We start from the raw sequence: 16150 nt of genomic DNA, 5'->3' as shown, positions 1-16150 counted from the left end.
GCAGGCTTGCTCGCGATGGCAATTGAACTATCGCTACAGTTTCCAGCCCGATGCTACCTCTCCCGCATCGCTTCGGTCCGGGCTTTGAGCACCGGTTTAAGCAAGTAATCCAGCACGCTTTTCTCGCCGGTGATGATGTCGACGGTGGCGACCATGCCGGGGATGATCAACAGCGGTTTGACGTCGCCGCCCAAATGGTTTTTGTCGGTGCGCACCTGGATCAGATAGAAGCTGTTGCCCTTGTCGTCGGTGATGGTGTCGGCACCGATCAGTTCGAGTTTGGCACTTAAGCCGCCGTAGATGGTGTAGTCATAGGCGCTGAACTTGACCATGGCTTTCTGCCCGGGATGCAGAAAGGCCACATCCTGCGGCCGGACCTTGGCTTCGATCAGCAGGTTGTCTTCAAGCGGCACGATTTCCACCATGTCACTGCCCGGCTGGACCACACCGCCGATGGTGTTGACCTTCAATTGCTTGATCACCCCGTGCACCGGTGAAATCACCGTGGTGCGGGTCACCCGGTCATCGATGGCGATGCTCGACGCGGTGATTTTCGACAGGTCGGTGCGTTTCTCGTTGAGCTCCTTGGCGGCGTCCGAGCGGAAGCTCTGCACCGATTCATCGAGCTTGCTCTTGATCTCATTGATCGCCGATTCGGCCCGTGGAATGGCCAGGGTGGTGGCGTTCAAGGAGCCGCGAATCTCCACCGCACTGCGTTTGAGACGAAGGATTTCCACCGGCGAAACCGCACCAGTCCCCACCAGCGGCGCCGACATGTTCATTTCCTGTTGCAGCAAGCCCAGGCTGGAACTGAATTGGCCCTGTTTGGAGCGAAACTCAGCCAGTTCCTGGGTTTTTTGCCGAAGTTGCTCCGTCAGTGTGCGTTGCTCGCTGGCCAGCCGACGTTGCCGTTGTTCGAACAGCGAACGCTCGTCTTCAGCCACTTGCGGGGCTTTGGCGATGACCTCTTCGGAGAGTTTGAAAGGTCGCCCCTCGGCCTCGGCGGACAACCGTTCGACCTGCGCGATCAAGGCAAAGCGATCCGCTTCGCTCTCGCCCTTGTTGGACAGAAACCGTGTGTCATCGAGGCGCAGCAGGGTATCGCCCTTGTTCACCATTTGCCCTTCGCGCACGAAGATCTCGGTGACGATGCCGCCCTCAAGGTTCTGGATCACCTGAACTTTGCTCGACGGTATAGCCTTGCCTTCGCCCATGGTGACTTCTTGCAGCACGGCGAACTTGGCCCAGACCACTGCGCTGATAATCAACGCTGCAGCGATCCACACCGTCATTCGCGACCAGCGCGGTGAATCCTGCAGCGACGCCCCGGCGACGTCGGGCATGAATTCGCTTTCCGCACTTTTGCTGAAGCTGCTGAAATAGCCGCGTGGTCTTGATGAAGCAGGAGATGAACCAGACATAGGCGACTCCTAAACGGCCGCAGAGCCGACACGGCCCTTGCGCAGTGCATCGATGACTGCTTCTTTTGGACCGTCGGCGACGATCCGGCCGTTGTCCAGCACCACCAGCCGATCCACCAGGCTGAGCATTGAAGTGCGGTGGGTGACCAGCAGCAAAGTCTTGCCCTGAACCCAATCGTGCAGTCGTTGGCGCAGAACATCTTCACTGCTGTTGTCCATGGCACTGGTGGGTTCGTCGAGCAACATGATCGGCGGGTCGAGCAACAGCGCCCGGGCCAACAGCACGGCCTGACGCTGACCACCGGACAGCAACTGGCCGCGCTCACCGACAGGGCGGTCAAAGCCTTGCGGGTGTTGGCGGGCGAGTTCGGTGACACCGGTCAGTTCGGCCACTTCAAGCATCCGCGAGTCGCTGATGTAGCGCGCGCCGAGGGTCAGGTTGTCGCGCAGGCTGCCGGCCAGCAGCGGCAGATCGTGCGCGACATAACCGATCTGCTGGCGCAGATCAGCGACATCCAATTGCCGCAAGTCCAAACCATCGAGCAACAGTTGACCTTCTTCAGGTGCATAAAAACCCATGACCAACCGCGCCAGGGTGCTTTTGCCCGAGCCGCTGCGACCGATGATGCCGATCCGTTCGCCGGGTTTCATGCTGAAACTGATGTTGGCCAGGGCCGGGGCGTTTTGCCCGTTGTAGCGAAAGGTTACCTGGCTGACATCCAGCGCGCCTTGCAGCTGGGTGCGCTCCAGCGGCCGCTGTTTGGCGTCGCGCTCCTGAGGCAATGACATCAGCGCATCGGTGCTGCGCATGGTCAGTTGGGCTTGTTGATAGCGGGTGATCAGCCCGGCGATTTGCCCGAGCGGAGCCAGTACCCGACTGCCGAGCATGTAGGTCGCGACCAAAGCGCCGACGCTGAGGTTGCCGGCGATGATGCTGTAGACCCCGGCGACGATGGTCGCCATGCCGGAGAACTGCTGAATGAACAGCGTGCCGTTGGTGGCCAAAGCCGACAGGTTGCGCGCATGGCTGTCCAGCCGGGTCAGCGCGCCATGAGTGCTTTCCCATTTGTGCTGGCGTTCGCTTTCGGCGCTGCAAGCCTTGAGGGTTTCCAGGCCGCCGAGGGTTTCGATCAGTAGCGCCTGACGTTCGGCGCCCAGGCTGAGGCTTTTCTGTACGGTGTCGCGCAGACGCACCTGAATCAGCATGGCGAAGAGAATCGTGATGGGGAAGGCCAGCAACGGGATCACCACCAGCCAGCCGCCGAGCAGGCCGATCACCAGCAGCATCAGCACGGCGAACGGCAGGTCGATCAGGCTGGTCAGGGTCACGGCGGTGAGGAATTCCCGCAGCCCCTGAAAGTCATGAATGCTTTGGGCAAAACCGCCGATGGTCGCAGGCTTCGCCTTCATCGACATGCCGGTGATGCGTTCGAACAAGGTGGCGGAAAGAATGATGTCGGTTTTTTTCCCGGCCTGATCCAGCAGGTGAGCACGGACTACTCGCAGCACCAGTTCGAAACCGGTGCCGATCAGCAGCCCGATGGACAGCACCCAGAGCGTCGAGGTCGCCTGGTTCGGCACCACGCGGTCGTAGGTCTGCATGACGAACAACGGCACCATCAACCCCAAGAGGTTGATCAGAAAACTTGCCAGAATCGCATCGCTGTACAGCCAGCGCGACAACTTCAGCGTGTCGCGGAACCAGGCTTCGACCCTCGGCACCAGTGGCGCGCGCAAGTCTTCGAGTTCATGCCGTGGCCGGGCGAACAGCGCCTGACCACTGTAGTCTTCGGCCAGCTCTTCACGGCTGACCCATTGTTCACCGCCTTCGGCTTCGCTCGGCAGAATCAATGCCCCGCCGTCATCACCCCAACGCCGCAAGACCGCGCAGCGGCCATGTTTGAGGATCAGCAACACCGGCAGGTTGAGTGCCGAGATGGCCCCTAGTTCTCGGCGCAGTAAACGCGCTTGCAAGCTGGCCCGGGCTGCGGCACGCGGTAGCAAGTCCAGGCTCAGACGCTGTTGGGCCAGTGGTAACCCGGCGCTCAGGCTGGCGCGGCTGACGGTGCAGTCGTGCAGTTTGCAGAGGATCAATAATCCGTCCAACAGCGGGTCATCAAAGCTCAGGCGCGGATCGACACCTGGGCCACCGGATTCCATGCTGGTCAAATTGATCTCTCCTTTTACCTACTTCATTTCTGGCAAACGGGCTTCGCTTCTGACTTCTGTTTGTGCGATCGCTTCAGCAGGTACCACCACTTTTTCTTTGTTCAACAGCTCACCCATGTTGGCCAGAACCCGGTACATGGAGAACTCTTCGACGTAGCGCACTTCGGTGTAGCGGCGGTTAGCGTTGTACAGCTCGTTTTCGCTGTCTAGCAGATCGAGCAAGGTACGCTGGCCAAGGCCGAACTGGTCTTGATAGGCCGCGCGCACGCGGGTTGTGGTTTCGGCGTATTCACGGGCGGTCGGGGTTTGTTTCTTCGCGTTGACCATCGCGTTCCAGGCCAGCGTGATGTTCTCGTTGAGCATGCGCAGGGCGTTGTTGCGGATGTCCATGGCCTGGTTGATTTTGTGTGCGTCCGATTGCAGGCGAGCCTTGTCACTGCCGCCCCTGAACAGGTTGTAGTTCATCACCACGCCGACCCGCCATTCGTTGTCGTGGCCGATGTCGCCTTGAACATTTTCGTTGGCGCCGACTGCAGCTTCCGCATCGAAGCGTGGATAGAACGGCGATTTGGCGACCTCGTACTGACTCTCTGCGGCGTGCACGTCAGCTTGGGCGGATTTCAGGTACGGGTTGTTCTCCAGCATGCTTTGCCGCGCATCCGGCAGGCTGCCGGGTACTTCGCCTCTGATCGAAGGGAGGGTTTCCAGCTCATCGGGCATGCGCCCGACCGCACTGAAGAAGTTTGCCTCGGCATCGGCCAGGTCGACTTCTGCGGTATCGAAGTTGTTTTCCGCCAGTGCCCGGCGCGCGCTTGATTGATCACGGTCGGCATTGCTGCCTACGCCGCGCTGGGTGCGCAGGCCGATCTGATCGTTGACCCGCAAGTGCGCCTGCAGGTTGTTCTTGGCCAGGGTTACCAGCTCACGGCGCTTGAGGACTTCGAGATACACCTCGATGGTGCGCAAGGCCAGGCTCTCGGCGGTGCCGCGGGTGAAATAAGCCCGGGAGTTGACCACTGACTTGGTCCGCCCGACTTCATTGGCGGTGTTGAAACCGTCGAACAGCATTTGCCGCAAACGCAGTTCCGACTGGGTGTAGGTCAGGGTTTCAGTGTTGTGTTTACCCAAGGCACGGGTGTTGGTGTTGTCGCTGTAGCCGCGTCCGTATGCGGCATTCAAATCGACGGTAGGAAAGTAGCCCCCTCTAGCGACTTTCACGTCCTCATCGGCGGACAGGCGATTGTTCTCGCTGGCATGCAGTTCCGGGTGGTTATCCAGCGTGCTCTGAATCGCTTCGGTCAGTGACATGGCCTGGGCCTGATGTGAACAGGCTATGGCCAATAAAATTGCGCTGCAAAGAGGTTTCAAAACGCCCATAGGTACTTCTCCCTGATCCTGATGGTGCTTATCATTCGCCAAAAAAATGACGAACTTTATTAGGTCAAACCGTTTCAGGTTTGTAACATCAGAGCTAAGAACATCTTGGAGAGAAACCAAGAAGGATTTCTCATAAGGCTTATGCCGAAAAAAACTTATGTGCTCCTCAAAATCCAGCACATTGTTCAAACCAGAGGCCTCAAGTTTATTAAGCTCTAGGGAGCTTTAGCGGGCTGAAGGAAAGTTCAACCAATTTTGCAACATAGGGCGGGGAAGTGGTGGAGGGGATGGAGCGGCACGGTTTTTTGGGCGGCATTTTTTTGGCGCTTTCAGCAGAAAATCGCGACGCAGCTTTCGCAGGAAAGCTGTCGGGGGGATGAAGTTGATTTCATTCGGTTTTCCCCGGCAGAAACAGCGGGCCGGCGAAGGTCAGTCATGTGGGGCGAGAAGATCGCGACGGAGCGCAGTTTACGTTGAGTAAACGAGCTGCCAGGCAGATGTTTCGCCAAGCAACCCGGTAACGCCATAAACACTTTCTCCGTACAACCAAGTGCCGATAGCTGTCGGCAGCGGAGGAGTGCACATGGCAACGCTCATCGGTATCGTCAGTAAGATCGTTGGTCAGGTTTTCGCTGTTGCGGGTGATGGAACCCGACGCGCCCTGGTCGAAGGGGACCGCTTGTTTGCCGGGGATCAACTGGTCACCGGTGCCGAAGGCGCAGTCGCTGTTCATTTGCAAAACGGACAGGAATTGACCCTGGGGCGTGACAGCAGTCTGCAAGTGACCTCGCAACTGCTAGCGCACCAGGCGCCCCATGTGGATGCTCATGAGGCGGTGACGCCCAGCGAAGCGCAACTGAGCGATGTCGAACAGCTGCAGAAAGCCATTGCGGCCGGCGCCGACCCGACCCAGACCGGGGAGGCCACTGCGGCCGGACCTGACGGTACAGGTGCAACGGGGGCCTTGGGCGGCGGTCACTCCTTTGTGTTGCTGGAAGAAGTGGCGGGGCGGGTTGACCCGGTCATTGGTTTTCCTACGGCCGGTTTCAACGGCATTCCCGAGCTTCCTCTGGAACGTATCGCAGCGGCCCCGGACAACGGCGACCAGAACCCAGCGGTTGCAGCGGCCCCGGACAACGGCGGCCAGCCTCCTGTGGTTGTAGTGGCCCCGGACAACGGCGACCAGAACCCAGTGGTTATCGTGCCGCCCAACAATCCGGTGACCTTGACCGGCCTGTCTGTGCAAGGCGGTGAACTGACCCTCAATGAAGCCAATCTGCCCCAAGGCTCGGCGAGCAATCCGTCGGCGTTGACCCAAAGTGGCAGCTTCAGCGTTTCCGCTCCCGACGGTCTGCTCAGTCTGAGCATCGGCGGGATCAACGTGATCAGCGGCGGTGTGGCCGCAGGCTTCCCGCAGTCGATCACCACCCAGCTCGGCAATACCCTGACGATCACCGGCTACAACGCGGCTACCGGCGCGGTCAGTTATACCTACACCCTGGTGACTAACGAGACCCATCCCGCCGGCGATGGCGCAAACAGTCTGAGCGAGCATTTCACCGTCGTTGCCGGCGACAGCAACGGCGATTCAACAACCGGTTCGCTTGACATCAACATCACTGACGACGTGCCCAAGGCTGTCGATGACAGCAACACTGGCACCGCCTCGGAAAGCCAACTGATCCTGACGGGCAGTGTGCTGACCAACGACGTGCAAGGCGCTGACCGTGTGGCCACCGGACCTATTACCGGAGGCACTTTCAATGGGACCTACGGCACCCTGGTGTTGGCGGCAGACGGCACTTACACCTATACCGTCCACACCACGGATCCGGCGTTTTTGGCGTTGCATGGCGGCGGTAACGGGACCGACACGTTCACCTACACGCTGACCGACTCAGACGGCGATACCAGTACCGCGAATCTGGTGCTGAAGGTCCACAATAATGGCGACCCGGTGACCCTCGGGGGGCTCAATGTCGAGGGCGGCGAACTCACCGTTTACGAAAAAAACCTCAGCGATGGCAGCAGCCCGAATGCGCCGGCACTGACCCAGAACGGTACTTTCACCGTGACTGCGCTGGATGGCCTGCAAACCCTCAGCGTCGGTGGCGTCTACGTGGTCGCCGGCGGGGTGGCCGCGGGCTTCCCGCAATCGATACCCACTGCATTGGGCAGCACGCTGACCATCACCGGCTACAACGCCACCACCGGCGTGATCAGTTATAGCTACACCCTGAACGGCAACGAAACCCACCCAACCGGGCTGGGTGCCAACAGCATTGCCGAGCACTTCACCGTGGTCGCCACCGATGGCGATGGCAGCACGGCTTCGGGGGTGATTGACGTCAATATCGTCGATGATCTTCCGACCGCGAATGCCGATAGCGCCACGGTCGCTGAAGGCGGCACGGTCACAGGCAACGTCTTGAGTAACGACATCACCGGCGCCGATGGTGCGGCGGTCGGCGGGGCAGTGATCGGTGTTCGGGCGGGGAGCGATACCTCGAGCTCGGCCGTCGGCGGCCTCAACTCGAACATCAACGGCACCTACGGCTACCTGACTCTGGACGCCGCCGGCCATGCGGTCTATCACAGCAACCCGAATTCGGTGAGCCCTCCTGGGGCTACGGATGTGTTCACCTACACCATTCGTGATTCCGATGGCGATGAAAGCACCACGACCATCTCGATCAACGTCGCCGATTGCAACCTCAAGGCCGTCACCGATCAGGACGTCACGGTCTACGAAAAAGCCCTCGATCTGAGCAAGGATGGCCAGGACCTGGCAGCCGGCACAGTGACCGGCAGCGACCCGACTTCAACCGGCGAAACTGCGTCCGGTACGTTGGTTGGTTCGGTCTCCGGCGGCAGTGGTGGCATCACCTTCAGCCTGGTCGGCAGCGCCACCGGGACTTACGGGCAGATCCTGCTCAACCCCGACGGCACGTACACCTACACCCTGACCTCGGCGCCGAAAACCTCGCCGAATGCCAACGACGGGGCCAATACCCTGAGCGAAAGCTTCACCTACAAGGCCACCGATGCGCAGGGCAACACCACCACCAGTACCCTTGTGGTCAGCATCGTCGATGACGTGCCCAAAGCGGTCGCCAGCGAACGCTCGGTGACGGCGGTAGGAGTCGACTCGAACCTGCTGCTGGTGATCGATGTGTCCGGCAGTATGGTTGACCCTTCCGGCGTACCGGGTTTGTCCCGCCTTGACCTGGCCAAGCAGGCGATCAGTGCCTTGCTCGACAAGTACGATGAACTGGGCGACGTCAAAGTGCAGATCGTCACCTTCAGCACCCACGCTGCCGACAAGACCCCTGTCTGGGTCGACATCGCCACTGCCAAAACTATCGTGGCGTCTCTGGTCGCCTATGGCGACACCAACTACGACGCTGCCGTGGCGGCGGCGAAGCTGGCGTTCGCCACCAGCGGCCAGCTCACCGGTGCACAAAACGTCGGCTACTTTTTCTCCGACGGTATTCCGACCTCCGGACAAGAAACCGGCGCGGCAGACGAGCTGGCCTGGAAAGCCTTCCTCGACGCCAATGGCATCAAGAACTACGCCATCGGCCTGGGTTCCGGAGTGAGCAGCGCCAACCTGAACCCGCTGGCCTACGACGGCAGCACTCATACCGACACCAACGCTGTGGTGGTAACCGATCTCAACCAGCTCAACTCGGTTTTGTCAGGCACCGTAGTCGGCATGCCAGTCACCGGTAGCTTACTGGGAGACGGCGGTTCGTTCGGCGCCGACGGTGGTTTCATCAAATCGATCGTGGTCGACGGCACGACCTACACCTATGATCCCAAGGGCCTCAGCAACCAGGGGGCGTTGACCGCTAGTGGCGGGGCGAACCATGGCACCTTCAACACCGTCGACAACAGCATCAGCATCGCCACCAACAATGGTGGCACGCTGGTGATCAACCTCGACACCGGAGACTTCACCTACACCTCACAGAAAGTTACTGGCGTGGTGATCACCGAGAACGTTGGCTACACCGTCAGCGACAACGACGGTGATCTGGCCAGTTCCAGCCTGGTGATCAAGGTCAACCCGAACGCGCCGCCGGTGGCGGTCGATGACCACATCATCACCAACGTGATGTCGAACAACGTCTCGATCCCCGGGGATGTGCTGCTGGCCAATGACAGCGATGCCAATGGCGATCCTCTGACGGCCTCCCCAACCACGTTCAACACCGGATGGGTGGCCAAAGGGAGCGACTTCACTGCGGGCAGCATCCAAACCATCTGTTTCGACGGGCACGGCAACAACGCTGCCAACCAGGCAATTAGCGTCGACCGTGCATCGTTCAACGCCAACGCAGTGGCCATGACCGCCATGGTGGTGGTCAGCGGCTATCTGGGCAATGTCAGCAATTCCAGCGCCAACGATGAGGACCGCATTACCGTTAACCTCAAACAAGGCGAAACCCTCAACCTGGACCATAACCTGGCGGCCGGTCACATCACCCTGGAGTACTCGCTCAACGGTGGCGCCTTCGTAGCGATTCCCGACGGCGGCACCATCACCGCGGCGGCGGACGGGACCTATCAGATCCACGTTACCAACATCACCAACACCAGCGGCAGCCACACCAATGCGGCGGAAAACTACCAACTGACCATGACCGTCAACTACGCCGGGGCCCACGACATCACCCCGGACTACCACGGCACCTACACCGCCAGTGACAGCCACGGCGGCAGCGACAGCGCGGCGGTCAGCATCACCTACCAGGAAGGGCATACCCTCACCGGAACCTCGGGCGATGATGTGCTGGTGGCAGGCTCCGGTGACAACATCCTCAACGGTGGCGACGGCAATGATGTGCTCACCGCAGGCTCCGGCAACAACACCCTGCACGGCGGCGCGGGCAACGACCTGCTGTTCAGCGGGCCAGGCAACGACTTGCTCGACGGTGGCACCGGTAATGACACCGCCAGCTACGCCCATGCCACGGCTGGCGTGACGGTCGACCTCAACGTGCTCGGCGCGCAAAACACCATCGGCGCTGGCACCGACACACTGACCTCAATCGAAAATCTGATCGGCTCCAACTACAACGACACCCTGACCGGAGACAACAACGCCAATATCATCAACGGTGGTTTGGGCAACGACGTACTCAACGGCGGTGGCGGTGACGACATCCTGATCGGCGGAATGGGCAACAACACCCTGACCGGCGGCCCGGGCAGCGACACCTTCCAGTGGCTGCAAGGCAACAGCGGGCACGACGTGGTCACCGACTTCACGCCGGGCACCGACAAGCTCGACCTGTCGCAACTGCTACAAGGCGAAAACACCACTTCAGCCTCGCTCGACGATTACCTGCACTTCAAGGTCACCGGCAGCGGCGCCTCACTGGTGACCAGCATCGACGTCAGCTCGATAGCCGGTGCGACTCCGACTCAGACCATCGACCTGGCCGGGGTCAACCTCGCCACCCATTATGGCGTGACACCGGGAGCCGGCGGCGTGATCGCCGGCGGCGCGGACACCGCCACCATCATCAACGGCATGCTCCACGACCATTCGTTGAAGGTGGATACCGTCTGACCTGAAACAACAAAACCCGCCACCTTCGCGAGAGGGTGGGGTTTTTTGTTTTGTATGAAATCGGGAAGTCAGTGGTGGCCGTGAGGCCCTCATCGCGAGCAAGCCCGCTCCCACATTTGACCTCTGTCGTTCACAAGATTTGTGTATGTAGGAGATCCAGTGTGGGAGCGGGCTTGCTCGCGATGAACGATGACGCTGTCAGTCTGACGAACCCCTAAGACTTGACCCGATACTCCACCGGTTCCCGCGGATCGAGATCATCCAGCACCCGATTCGCCAACAACTCGCCCAACTCGATCATCTGCGCAATGCCCAACGCAAAGTGCCGACGGGAGCCTTCCAGCTCGAAGGCCAGGTCGCTGGCCATGACATTGGCCGAGGCCAGGGTTTCGCTGAGATTGGTCAGCAAGCGTTCGGTGTCGATACCGTCGATCACGGTGAAGATATGGGCCGATTGCGGGGTGGGTTTTGGTTTGGTTTCGGATGGTGGTGGCAGGTGGAAATCGAGGGTGTGTTCGGCGGCTTCGTTGAGTTTGCCGGGATCGAGGGAGTCGTAGGGGGAGATGCTTTCGGTTTCAGGGGGATCGGGGGTGACTTTGATCATTGAGTGAATCTCCTGACATTAGTGGAGCTCACCACCATCGTGACCAAACGATAGGTGGTGGGCGGTACGCAGGTTGGTCAACCGGGAAGTCAGGCACCCGGCGCACTCGAAAGTGCCCCGCGCACAGCCCACCGCAAAGCATTATAACAAGCACAAAAAAGCGCCTGACATGCTGAGGTTGGCGCTCGTGCGCCTGACATTAAACGGGTGACCAAACCCGGTCGCTGATTTTGCAGCGACCCGCGAAGGTTATCCGTGCACCGATCCCAACGCAACCCCGAAAACCCGTCAGAAAAGTCCCCACGAAAAATCGACCGACAGAGCATTTTAGATCGTTCCCACGCGCAGCAAAGGAACGCCTCCATGGACGCTCCGCGGGTCGACGTTATCCAGCACCCGGTTGGCCAGCAATTCGCCCAACTCGATCATCTGCGCAATGCCCAACGCAAAGTGCCGACGGGAGCCTTCCAGCTCGAAGGCCAGGTCACTGGCCATGGCATTGGCCGAGGCCAGGGTTTCGCTGAGATTGGCCAGCAAGCGTTCGGTGTCGATACCATCGATCACGGTGAAGATATGGGCTGATTGCAGGGTGGGTTTTGGTTTGGTTTTGGATGGTGGCAGGTGGAAATCGAGGGCGCGTTCGGCGGCTTCGTGGAGTTTGCCAGGATCGAGGGAATCGTACGGGGAGGTGCTTTCGGTTTCAGGGGGATCGGGGGTGATTTTGATCATGGTGGAGCTCCTTGATAAGTGGAGCCGCCACTGATCGCCGCGACGCGATGGAGGGTGGCAGCTGTACGCAGGTTCGCGGACCGGGAATCAAGGAACCCGGCATACCCGAAGGTATCCCGCGCACAGCCGCCATAACAAAACAGTAGACGATAAAAAAGCGCCAACTGATTGGAGAGGTGGCGCTGTGCGCCTTGATTGCTCGGGCCGCGACGCCCGGTCGCTGAATTGGCAGCGACCCGCGAAGGTTATCCGCGCACCGATCCCAACGCAACCCCGAAAACCCGTCAGAAAAGTCCCCACGAAAAATCGACCGACAGAGCATTTTGTAGGAGCGAGTCGCTTTTGCCTACATCGGCTCCGGCGGCCCGATCAATCTTCCCATCACCCCAAACAACCCCAACTCCTTGATCACTTCCAGCTCCCCTTGGGTCTCGACCATCTCGGCAATCAGCGGCAGGTCGATGCTGTTGGTCGCGCGGTGAACGGCTTCGATGAACAGGCGTTTGTCGCTCTGTTGGTCGATGGCACGGATATAGCTGCCGTCGATTTTCAGGTAGGCCAGACCGAGGTTAGTGAGATTGCCGATCTGGCTGAAGTTGCCACCAAAGTGTTGCAGGCCGATCCGGTAACCGGTGGCCTGAATGCTTTGGCTCAGTTGCAGCAGTTCATCCGGTGGTGGCAGTTGGCGCTCGTCCAGTTCAAGGATCAGCAGTGGTGCGAGATCGGGGAGGCCTTCTAGCATGGCCAGCATTTGTTGCAGATGCGGCGCATCACGCAGGGTGCTGCCGGAAAGACTTAACGCCAGTGGCCAAGGGTGTTCGGCGAGGTAGTCCAGGGTGTGTTCGAGCATTGTCAGGTCGAAACGCGTCGACCAGCCCAAACGCTCGATCCATGGCAGGAAATGCCCGGCGGCAATCGCCTTGCCCTGTGGGTCGAGGAGTCGGGCCAGTACCTTGTGATGCAGCACCTGGCTGGTATCGGCGCACTCCACCACCGGTTGGAAGTACAGCTGCATCTTGCCGTGGTTGAGGGCGTCATCGATCCAGTTGCGCCAATCGTGCTGAGTCTGCCTGGGCGCGCCATTGAAGTTCGCCAGATGTGCCCAGGGTCGTTCCGGGTGGTGCCGTGCCTGGGTCAGCGCCTGATCGAGATGCAGCAGCACGGTGCTGACGGGGTCGCCCGGTTGATAAGCGACGATACCCAAGTGTGCGACCGGCATGCAGTCGCTGGCACCGGTGAGGCGCAGGTTTTCCAGGGTCGCACTGATCTCGGCGGCCAGCCGTGCGGCGTCTTTGCTGTCCAGACCGGGTGCTAACAGGCTGAACTCGCCGCCACGGTTACGCGCCGCCAACCAGTGACGGCGATCGGTTTGCTGGATCAAGCGTTTGAGCAATTCGCCGATCGCGCTGATCAGGGCATCGGTGCGCTGACCACCCAGGCGTTGGTTGAGGCCGGCCAGGTCGTTGACTCGCAGCATCAGCAGATGGCCCTCGCTGCTTTGTTCGGTGACCAATAAAAGGTCGGTGAGTTGTTCATCCAGCAGGCGCCGATTGGCAAGTCCAGTGAGACTGTCCTGATAGGACTCGACCCGCAGTTTTTCGCTGCGGGCGGCTTCTTCGGCAAACAGCCCTTTGAGTTTTTCGACCATTTGATTCATGGCCAGCACTACACGCTTGAGCTCCGGCGTGTTGGGGAGTTTTGGCAGGCTGAGGAACTCGCGCTTGCTGATGGCTTCGGCCTGTTTGACCATGCTGTTGAGCGGGCGCAATTGCCCGCGCAGCAGCCAGCCACCAAACACTGCGCTGAGCAGCCCGCACAGCAGCAACCAGACCAGGCTGCCAAGGGTGCCGTCCCAGAGTTTCGCCAGGGCAAACTGAGGGTTACTCACCACTTCGACTCGCGCGACCTGCTCCCAGCCACGCATGATCAGTGCGTCGCCACCTTGCGGGCGTAAATTCACCAGACGCTCGAACCAATCCGGTATGCCCTCAGCCTGGGGTGGTGTACTGCGCTCCACCAGAACCTGCTCATCGGCGATGCTCACCACCCGGATGCTGGCGAAGTAACCGCTGTCGAATATCGAACTGACCATCAGCTCAATCATCGCCGGATCGTCGACTTGCGTGGTCAACGACAACCCCAGTGCGGTGGCTGCGTCCTGAGCGTGGGAGCGCAACTGGCTGAGCATTTGCTCACGCGAAGTTTCCAGGCTGACAAAAAAACTGCCACTGAACGCCACCAGCAGGAACAGACAGATGGCGAGAAACAACTGCTTGAGTAGCGACATGAAGCGCTCCTTGTTGTTGACGGCTTTACCCATCACCCACGACAAAACCTTCGGCCTGCATCTTTTTCAATACGTCCTGCCAGCGCGAGAGCTTTTTCGAGTCGCTGCTACGATTACCACCGTTTGCGCCCGGCAAGTACAGTCCTTCAGCGTTGAAGGCGTATACCGGAAGCAGGTCTTTACGTTGTGAGGCCAGGCGGATCTCGTCGATCAGATTGTCCAGCACCCATGGATCGGCACCGGGGCTGGTGTAGTAGGTCAGCACCATGTGCGCTTGGTTCTGGGTCAACGCCTTGACATAAGTGATGCGCAGTTTTTCGCTGGGAACACCAAGGTTGCGCAGGCTGAAGTACTTGGCGAGGGCATAGTCTTCGCAGTCGCCTGCACCCTTGATCAGTGATTCGACGGGCGTGGCCCAATAGTCGATTTGATTCCAGATACGCGTGTCGTCCTGGAAGCTCAGTTGCTGGTTGAAGAAGCGATTGACGGCGCGCAGTTGCTCGCGCTCGGGTTGTTTTGCTTCGCGTTGCAGCATCTGATTCCAGGCCTCGATCCGTTCCTTGGCCGGGCCCAGAGGGCCGTAGCGTTGCTCGGCAACTTGCAGGATCAGCGCAAAATCCCAATTCGCCCAGACACTGCCCAGGCTGGCCAGCAGAATACCCGACACAAGCAACCATCCGCCGAGCCGAAGTCGGAGCGTTGACCATCCTGGACTACGCGGACTACGGGACATGTCTGGCTGCCTAAGTGCAGATTACTGAAGTTTAGGCGGTGTTTTCTGAAAGGGCAGGTTGATTGTCTATTGACGGGAGCATGGTGGAAAACACCTGTGGCGAGGGAGCTTGCTCCCGCCGGCCGGTCCGCGTTCGGGCGAAGCAGTCGTGAAATCAGCTGATGCGTTCTACCTGATAAAAACGCAGTGACCGATTTTGGGACCGCTTTGCGGTCCAGCGGGAGCAAGCTCCCTCGCCACAATGGGCGCCCGGTATTAAGACCTGTAAAGGGTCTTCTGCCGAAGAATGTAAACCGTCACCAGCACCGCGCTGGTCAGCATGAAGCCGCGGGCCCAGGGCAGGGGCACCAGGTAGCAGGAAAACCCGATGCTCAGCCACATCAGGCCGAGGGCGTAGACCTTGCCCTTGAGCGGGATGCCGTTGCCGTCGAGGTAGTCGCGAATCCATGGGCCGAGCCGTGGATGCTCAACCAGCCATTGATAGAAACGCGGCGAACTGCGGGCGAAACAAGCGGCCGCCAGCAGCAGAAAAGGTGTGGTGGGCAACACGGGCAGGAAAATCCCGATCACCCCCAATGCGACGCTCAGCCAGCCGATGGCCAGCAGAACGTAACGCAGCAGCAGGGGGCGGTTGCTTATAGGGTCGGTCGCCACAGACTCAGTGGTGACGAGGCTTGAGAATGGCCGGTTTTTCGTCCGGTGCATTGCACAGCAGGTACAGCGCGGTCAGCGCTTCAGGGATCTGTACGATCATGTCGTCCATCAGGTTGGCGTCGCTGGCGATGTCGGAGAATTCAGGCTGTTCATCGAACAGACCGGAACCCACCATGATCGGCAGGAGCATCTCGCTGACTTCGTCTTCGGCGGTTTCGAACCAGGCCGCTTCGCGCAGGAACACGCCTTCCATGAAGCCGATGCACCAACCGCGCAGGTCGGAGTCGTCCGGATCTTCGCCGAGATCGAGCTCGCACGGCAGCTCGAACTCTTCATCGGACGCCAGTTGACGGGCGATGTGCGCCTTGAGCAGCACCAGGGTGGCTTCGATCGCTTCACGCTCGGCGGCGTCGCTGTAATGCGGCTCCTCGGCGAACAGGGCGTCGATCCACTCACGGTCGGGAACGATCTCTGAACAGATCGATAGCGCAGTCAGATAGCCGTGGGCGGCCACATAGTCCAGCGCCTCGTCATGCAGCTCGTCGGCGTCGAGGAAGACTTGCAGGCGGGTTAGTTGCTCAGCGAAGGACATTAGAAG

Annotated in this window: 10 protein-coding genes; 1 reads left to right on the top strand and 9 read right to left on the bottom strand. The window is 59.9% G+C overall.

Annotated features, from left to right (window positions below; genetic code table 11):
* Window positions 1-53 precede the first annotated feature (53 nt).
* From ACN1C3_RS06320 to ACN1C3_RS06310, 3 genes are read right to left on the bottom strand one after another with little or no spacing between them, the layout of a single operon-like run.
* Window positions 54-1421, bottom strand: coding sequence for an HlyD family type I secretion periplasmic adaptor subunit (locus ACN1C3_RS06320; RefSeq protein WP_419114951.1), 1368 nt, complete (start codon window positions 1419-1421; stop codon window positions 54-56).
* Window positions 1422-1430: 9 nt separating this feature from the next.
* Window positions 1431-3590, bottom strand: a complete 2160-nt coding sequence (locus tag ACN1C3_RS06315; RefSeq protein WP_419114950.1) for a type I secretion system permease/ATPase — start codon at window positions 3588-3590, stop codon at window positions 1431-1433.
* A gap of 18 nt (window positions 3591-3608) precedes the next feature.
* Entirely contained in the window at window positions 3609-4967 is a 1359-nt protein-coding gene (locus tag ACN1C3_RS06310; protein ID WP_419114949.1) for a TolC family outer membrane protein, read from the bottom strand.
* A gap of 583 nt (window positions 4968-5550) precedes the next feature.
* Here ACN1C3_RS06310 and ACN1C3_RS06305 point away from each other — a divergent pair.
* On the top strand, window positions 5551-10545 hold the full coding sequence (locus tag ACN1C3_RS06305; RefSeq protein ID WP_419114948.1) for a retention module-containing protein: 4995 nt from the start codon (window positions 5551-5553) through the stop codon (window positions 10543-10545).
* Window positions 10546-10759: 214 nt separating this feature from the next.
* On the opposite strand, the gene ACN1C3_RS06300 is transcribed toward ACN1C3_RS06305, so the two are convergent.
* The 6 genes from ACN1C3_RS06300 to ACN1C3_RS06275 form a co-directional block, all read right to left on the bottom strand.
* The gene (locus tag ACN1C3_RS06300; protein ID WP_419114947.1) at window positions 10760-11149 is read right to left on the bottom strand and encodes a DUF6124 family protein; all 390 of its coding nucleotides are present in this window, start codon (window positions 11147-11149) and stop codon (window positions 10760-10762) included.
* 327 nt (window positions 11150-11476) lie between these two features.
* Window positions 11477-11878: a DUF6124 family protein gene (locus tag ACN1C3_RS06295; RefSeq protein ID WP_419114946.1), complete on the bottom strand. Its 402-nt coding sequence runs from the start codon at window positions 11876-11878 to the stop codon at window positions 11477-11479.
* Between the two features lie 346 nt (window positions 11879-12224).
* Window positions 12225-14165: a cyclic di-GMP receptor LapD gene (lapD, locus tag ACN1C3_RS06290; protein ID WP_419114945.1), complete on the bottom strand. Its 1941-nt coding sequence runs from the start codon at window positions 14163-14165 to the stop codon at window positions 12225-12227.
* A 25-nt stretch (window positions 14166-14190) separates the two neighbouring features.
* On the bottom strand, window positions 14191-14898 hold the full coding sequence (gene lapG / locus ACN1C3_RS06285; RefSeq protein ID WP_419114944.1) for a cysteine protease LapG: 708 nt from the start codon (window positions 14896-14898) through the stop codon (window positions 14191-14193).
* A 255-nt stretch (window positions 14899-15153) separates the two neighbouring features.
* Entirely contained in the window at window positions 15154-15552 is a 399-nt protein-coding gene (locus tag ACN1C3_RS06280; RefSeq protein WP_419114943.1) for a YbaN family protein, read from the bottom strand.
* 4 nt (window positions 15553-15556) lie between these two features.
* Window positions 15557-16144, bottom strand: a complete 588-nt coding sequence (locus ACN1C3_RS06275; protein WP_419114942.1) for a UPF0149 family protein — start codon at window positions 16142-16144, stop codon at window positions 15557-15559.
* Between the last annotated feature and the right edge of the window lie 6 nt (window positions 16145-16150).

Source organism: Pseudomonas sp. H11T01, from assembly GCF_048515765.1.
Classification (GTDB): Bacteria; Pseudomonadota; Gammaproteobacteria; order Pseudomonadales; family Pseudomonadaceae; genus Aquipseudomonas.
The sequence above is the reverse complement of the archived record's forward strand: the minus strand, read 5'-3'. Positions and strand labels throughout refer to the sequence as shown.

Coding starts and splice junctions, on each gene's coding strand:
- ACN1C3_RS06320 (WP_419114951.1), bottom strand. CDS start 1,421: ATGTCTGGTTCATCTCCTGCTTCATCAAGACCACGCGGCTATTTCAGC.
- ACN1C3_RS06310 (WP_419114949.1), bottom strand. CDS start 4,967: ATGGGCGTTTTGAAACCTCTTTGCAGCGCAATTTTATTGGCCATAGCC.
- ACN1C3_RS06305 (WP_419114948.1), top strand. CDS start 5,551: ATGGCAACGCTCATCGGTATCGTCAGTAAGATCGTTGGTCAGGTTTTC.
- ACN1C3_RS06300 (WP_419114947.1), bottom strand. CDS start 11,149: ATGATCAAAGTCACCCCCGATCCCCCTGAAACCGAAAGCATCTCCCCC.
- ACN1C3_RS06295 (WP_419114946.1), bottom strand. CDS start 11,878: ATGATCAAAATCACCCCCGATCCCCCTGAAACCGAAAGCACCTCCCCG.
- lapD (WP_419114945.1), bottom strand. CDS start 14,165: ATGTCGCTACTCAAGCAGTTGTTTCTCGCCATCTGTCTGTTCCTGCTG.
- lapG (WP_419114944.1), bottom strand. CDS start 14,898: ATGTCCCGTAGTCCGCGTAGTCCAGGATGGTCAACGCTCCGACTTCGG.
- ACN1C3_RS06275 (WP_419114942.1), bottom strand. CDS start 16,144: ATGTCCTTCGCTGAGCAACTAACCCGCCTGCAAGTCTTCCTCGACGCC.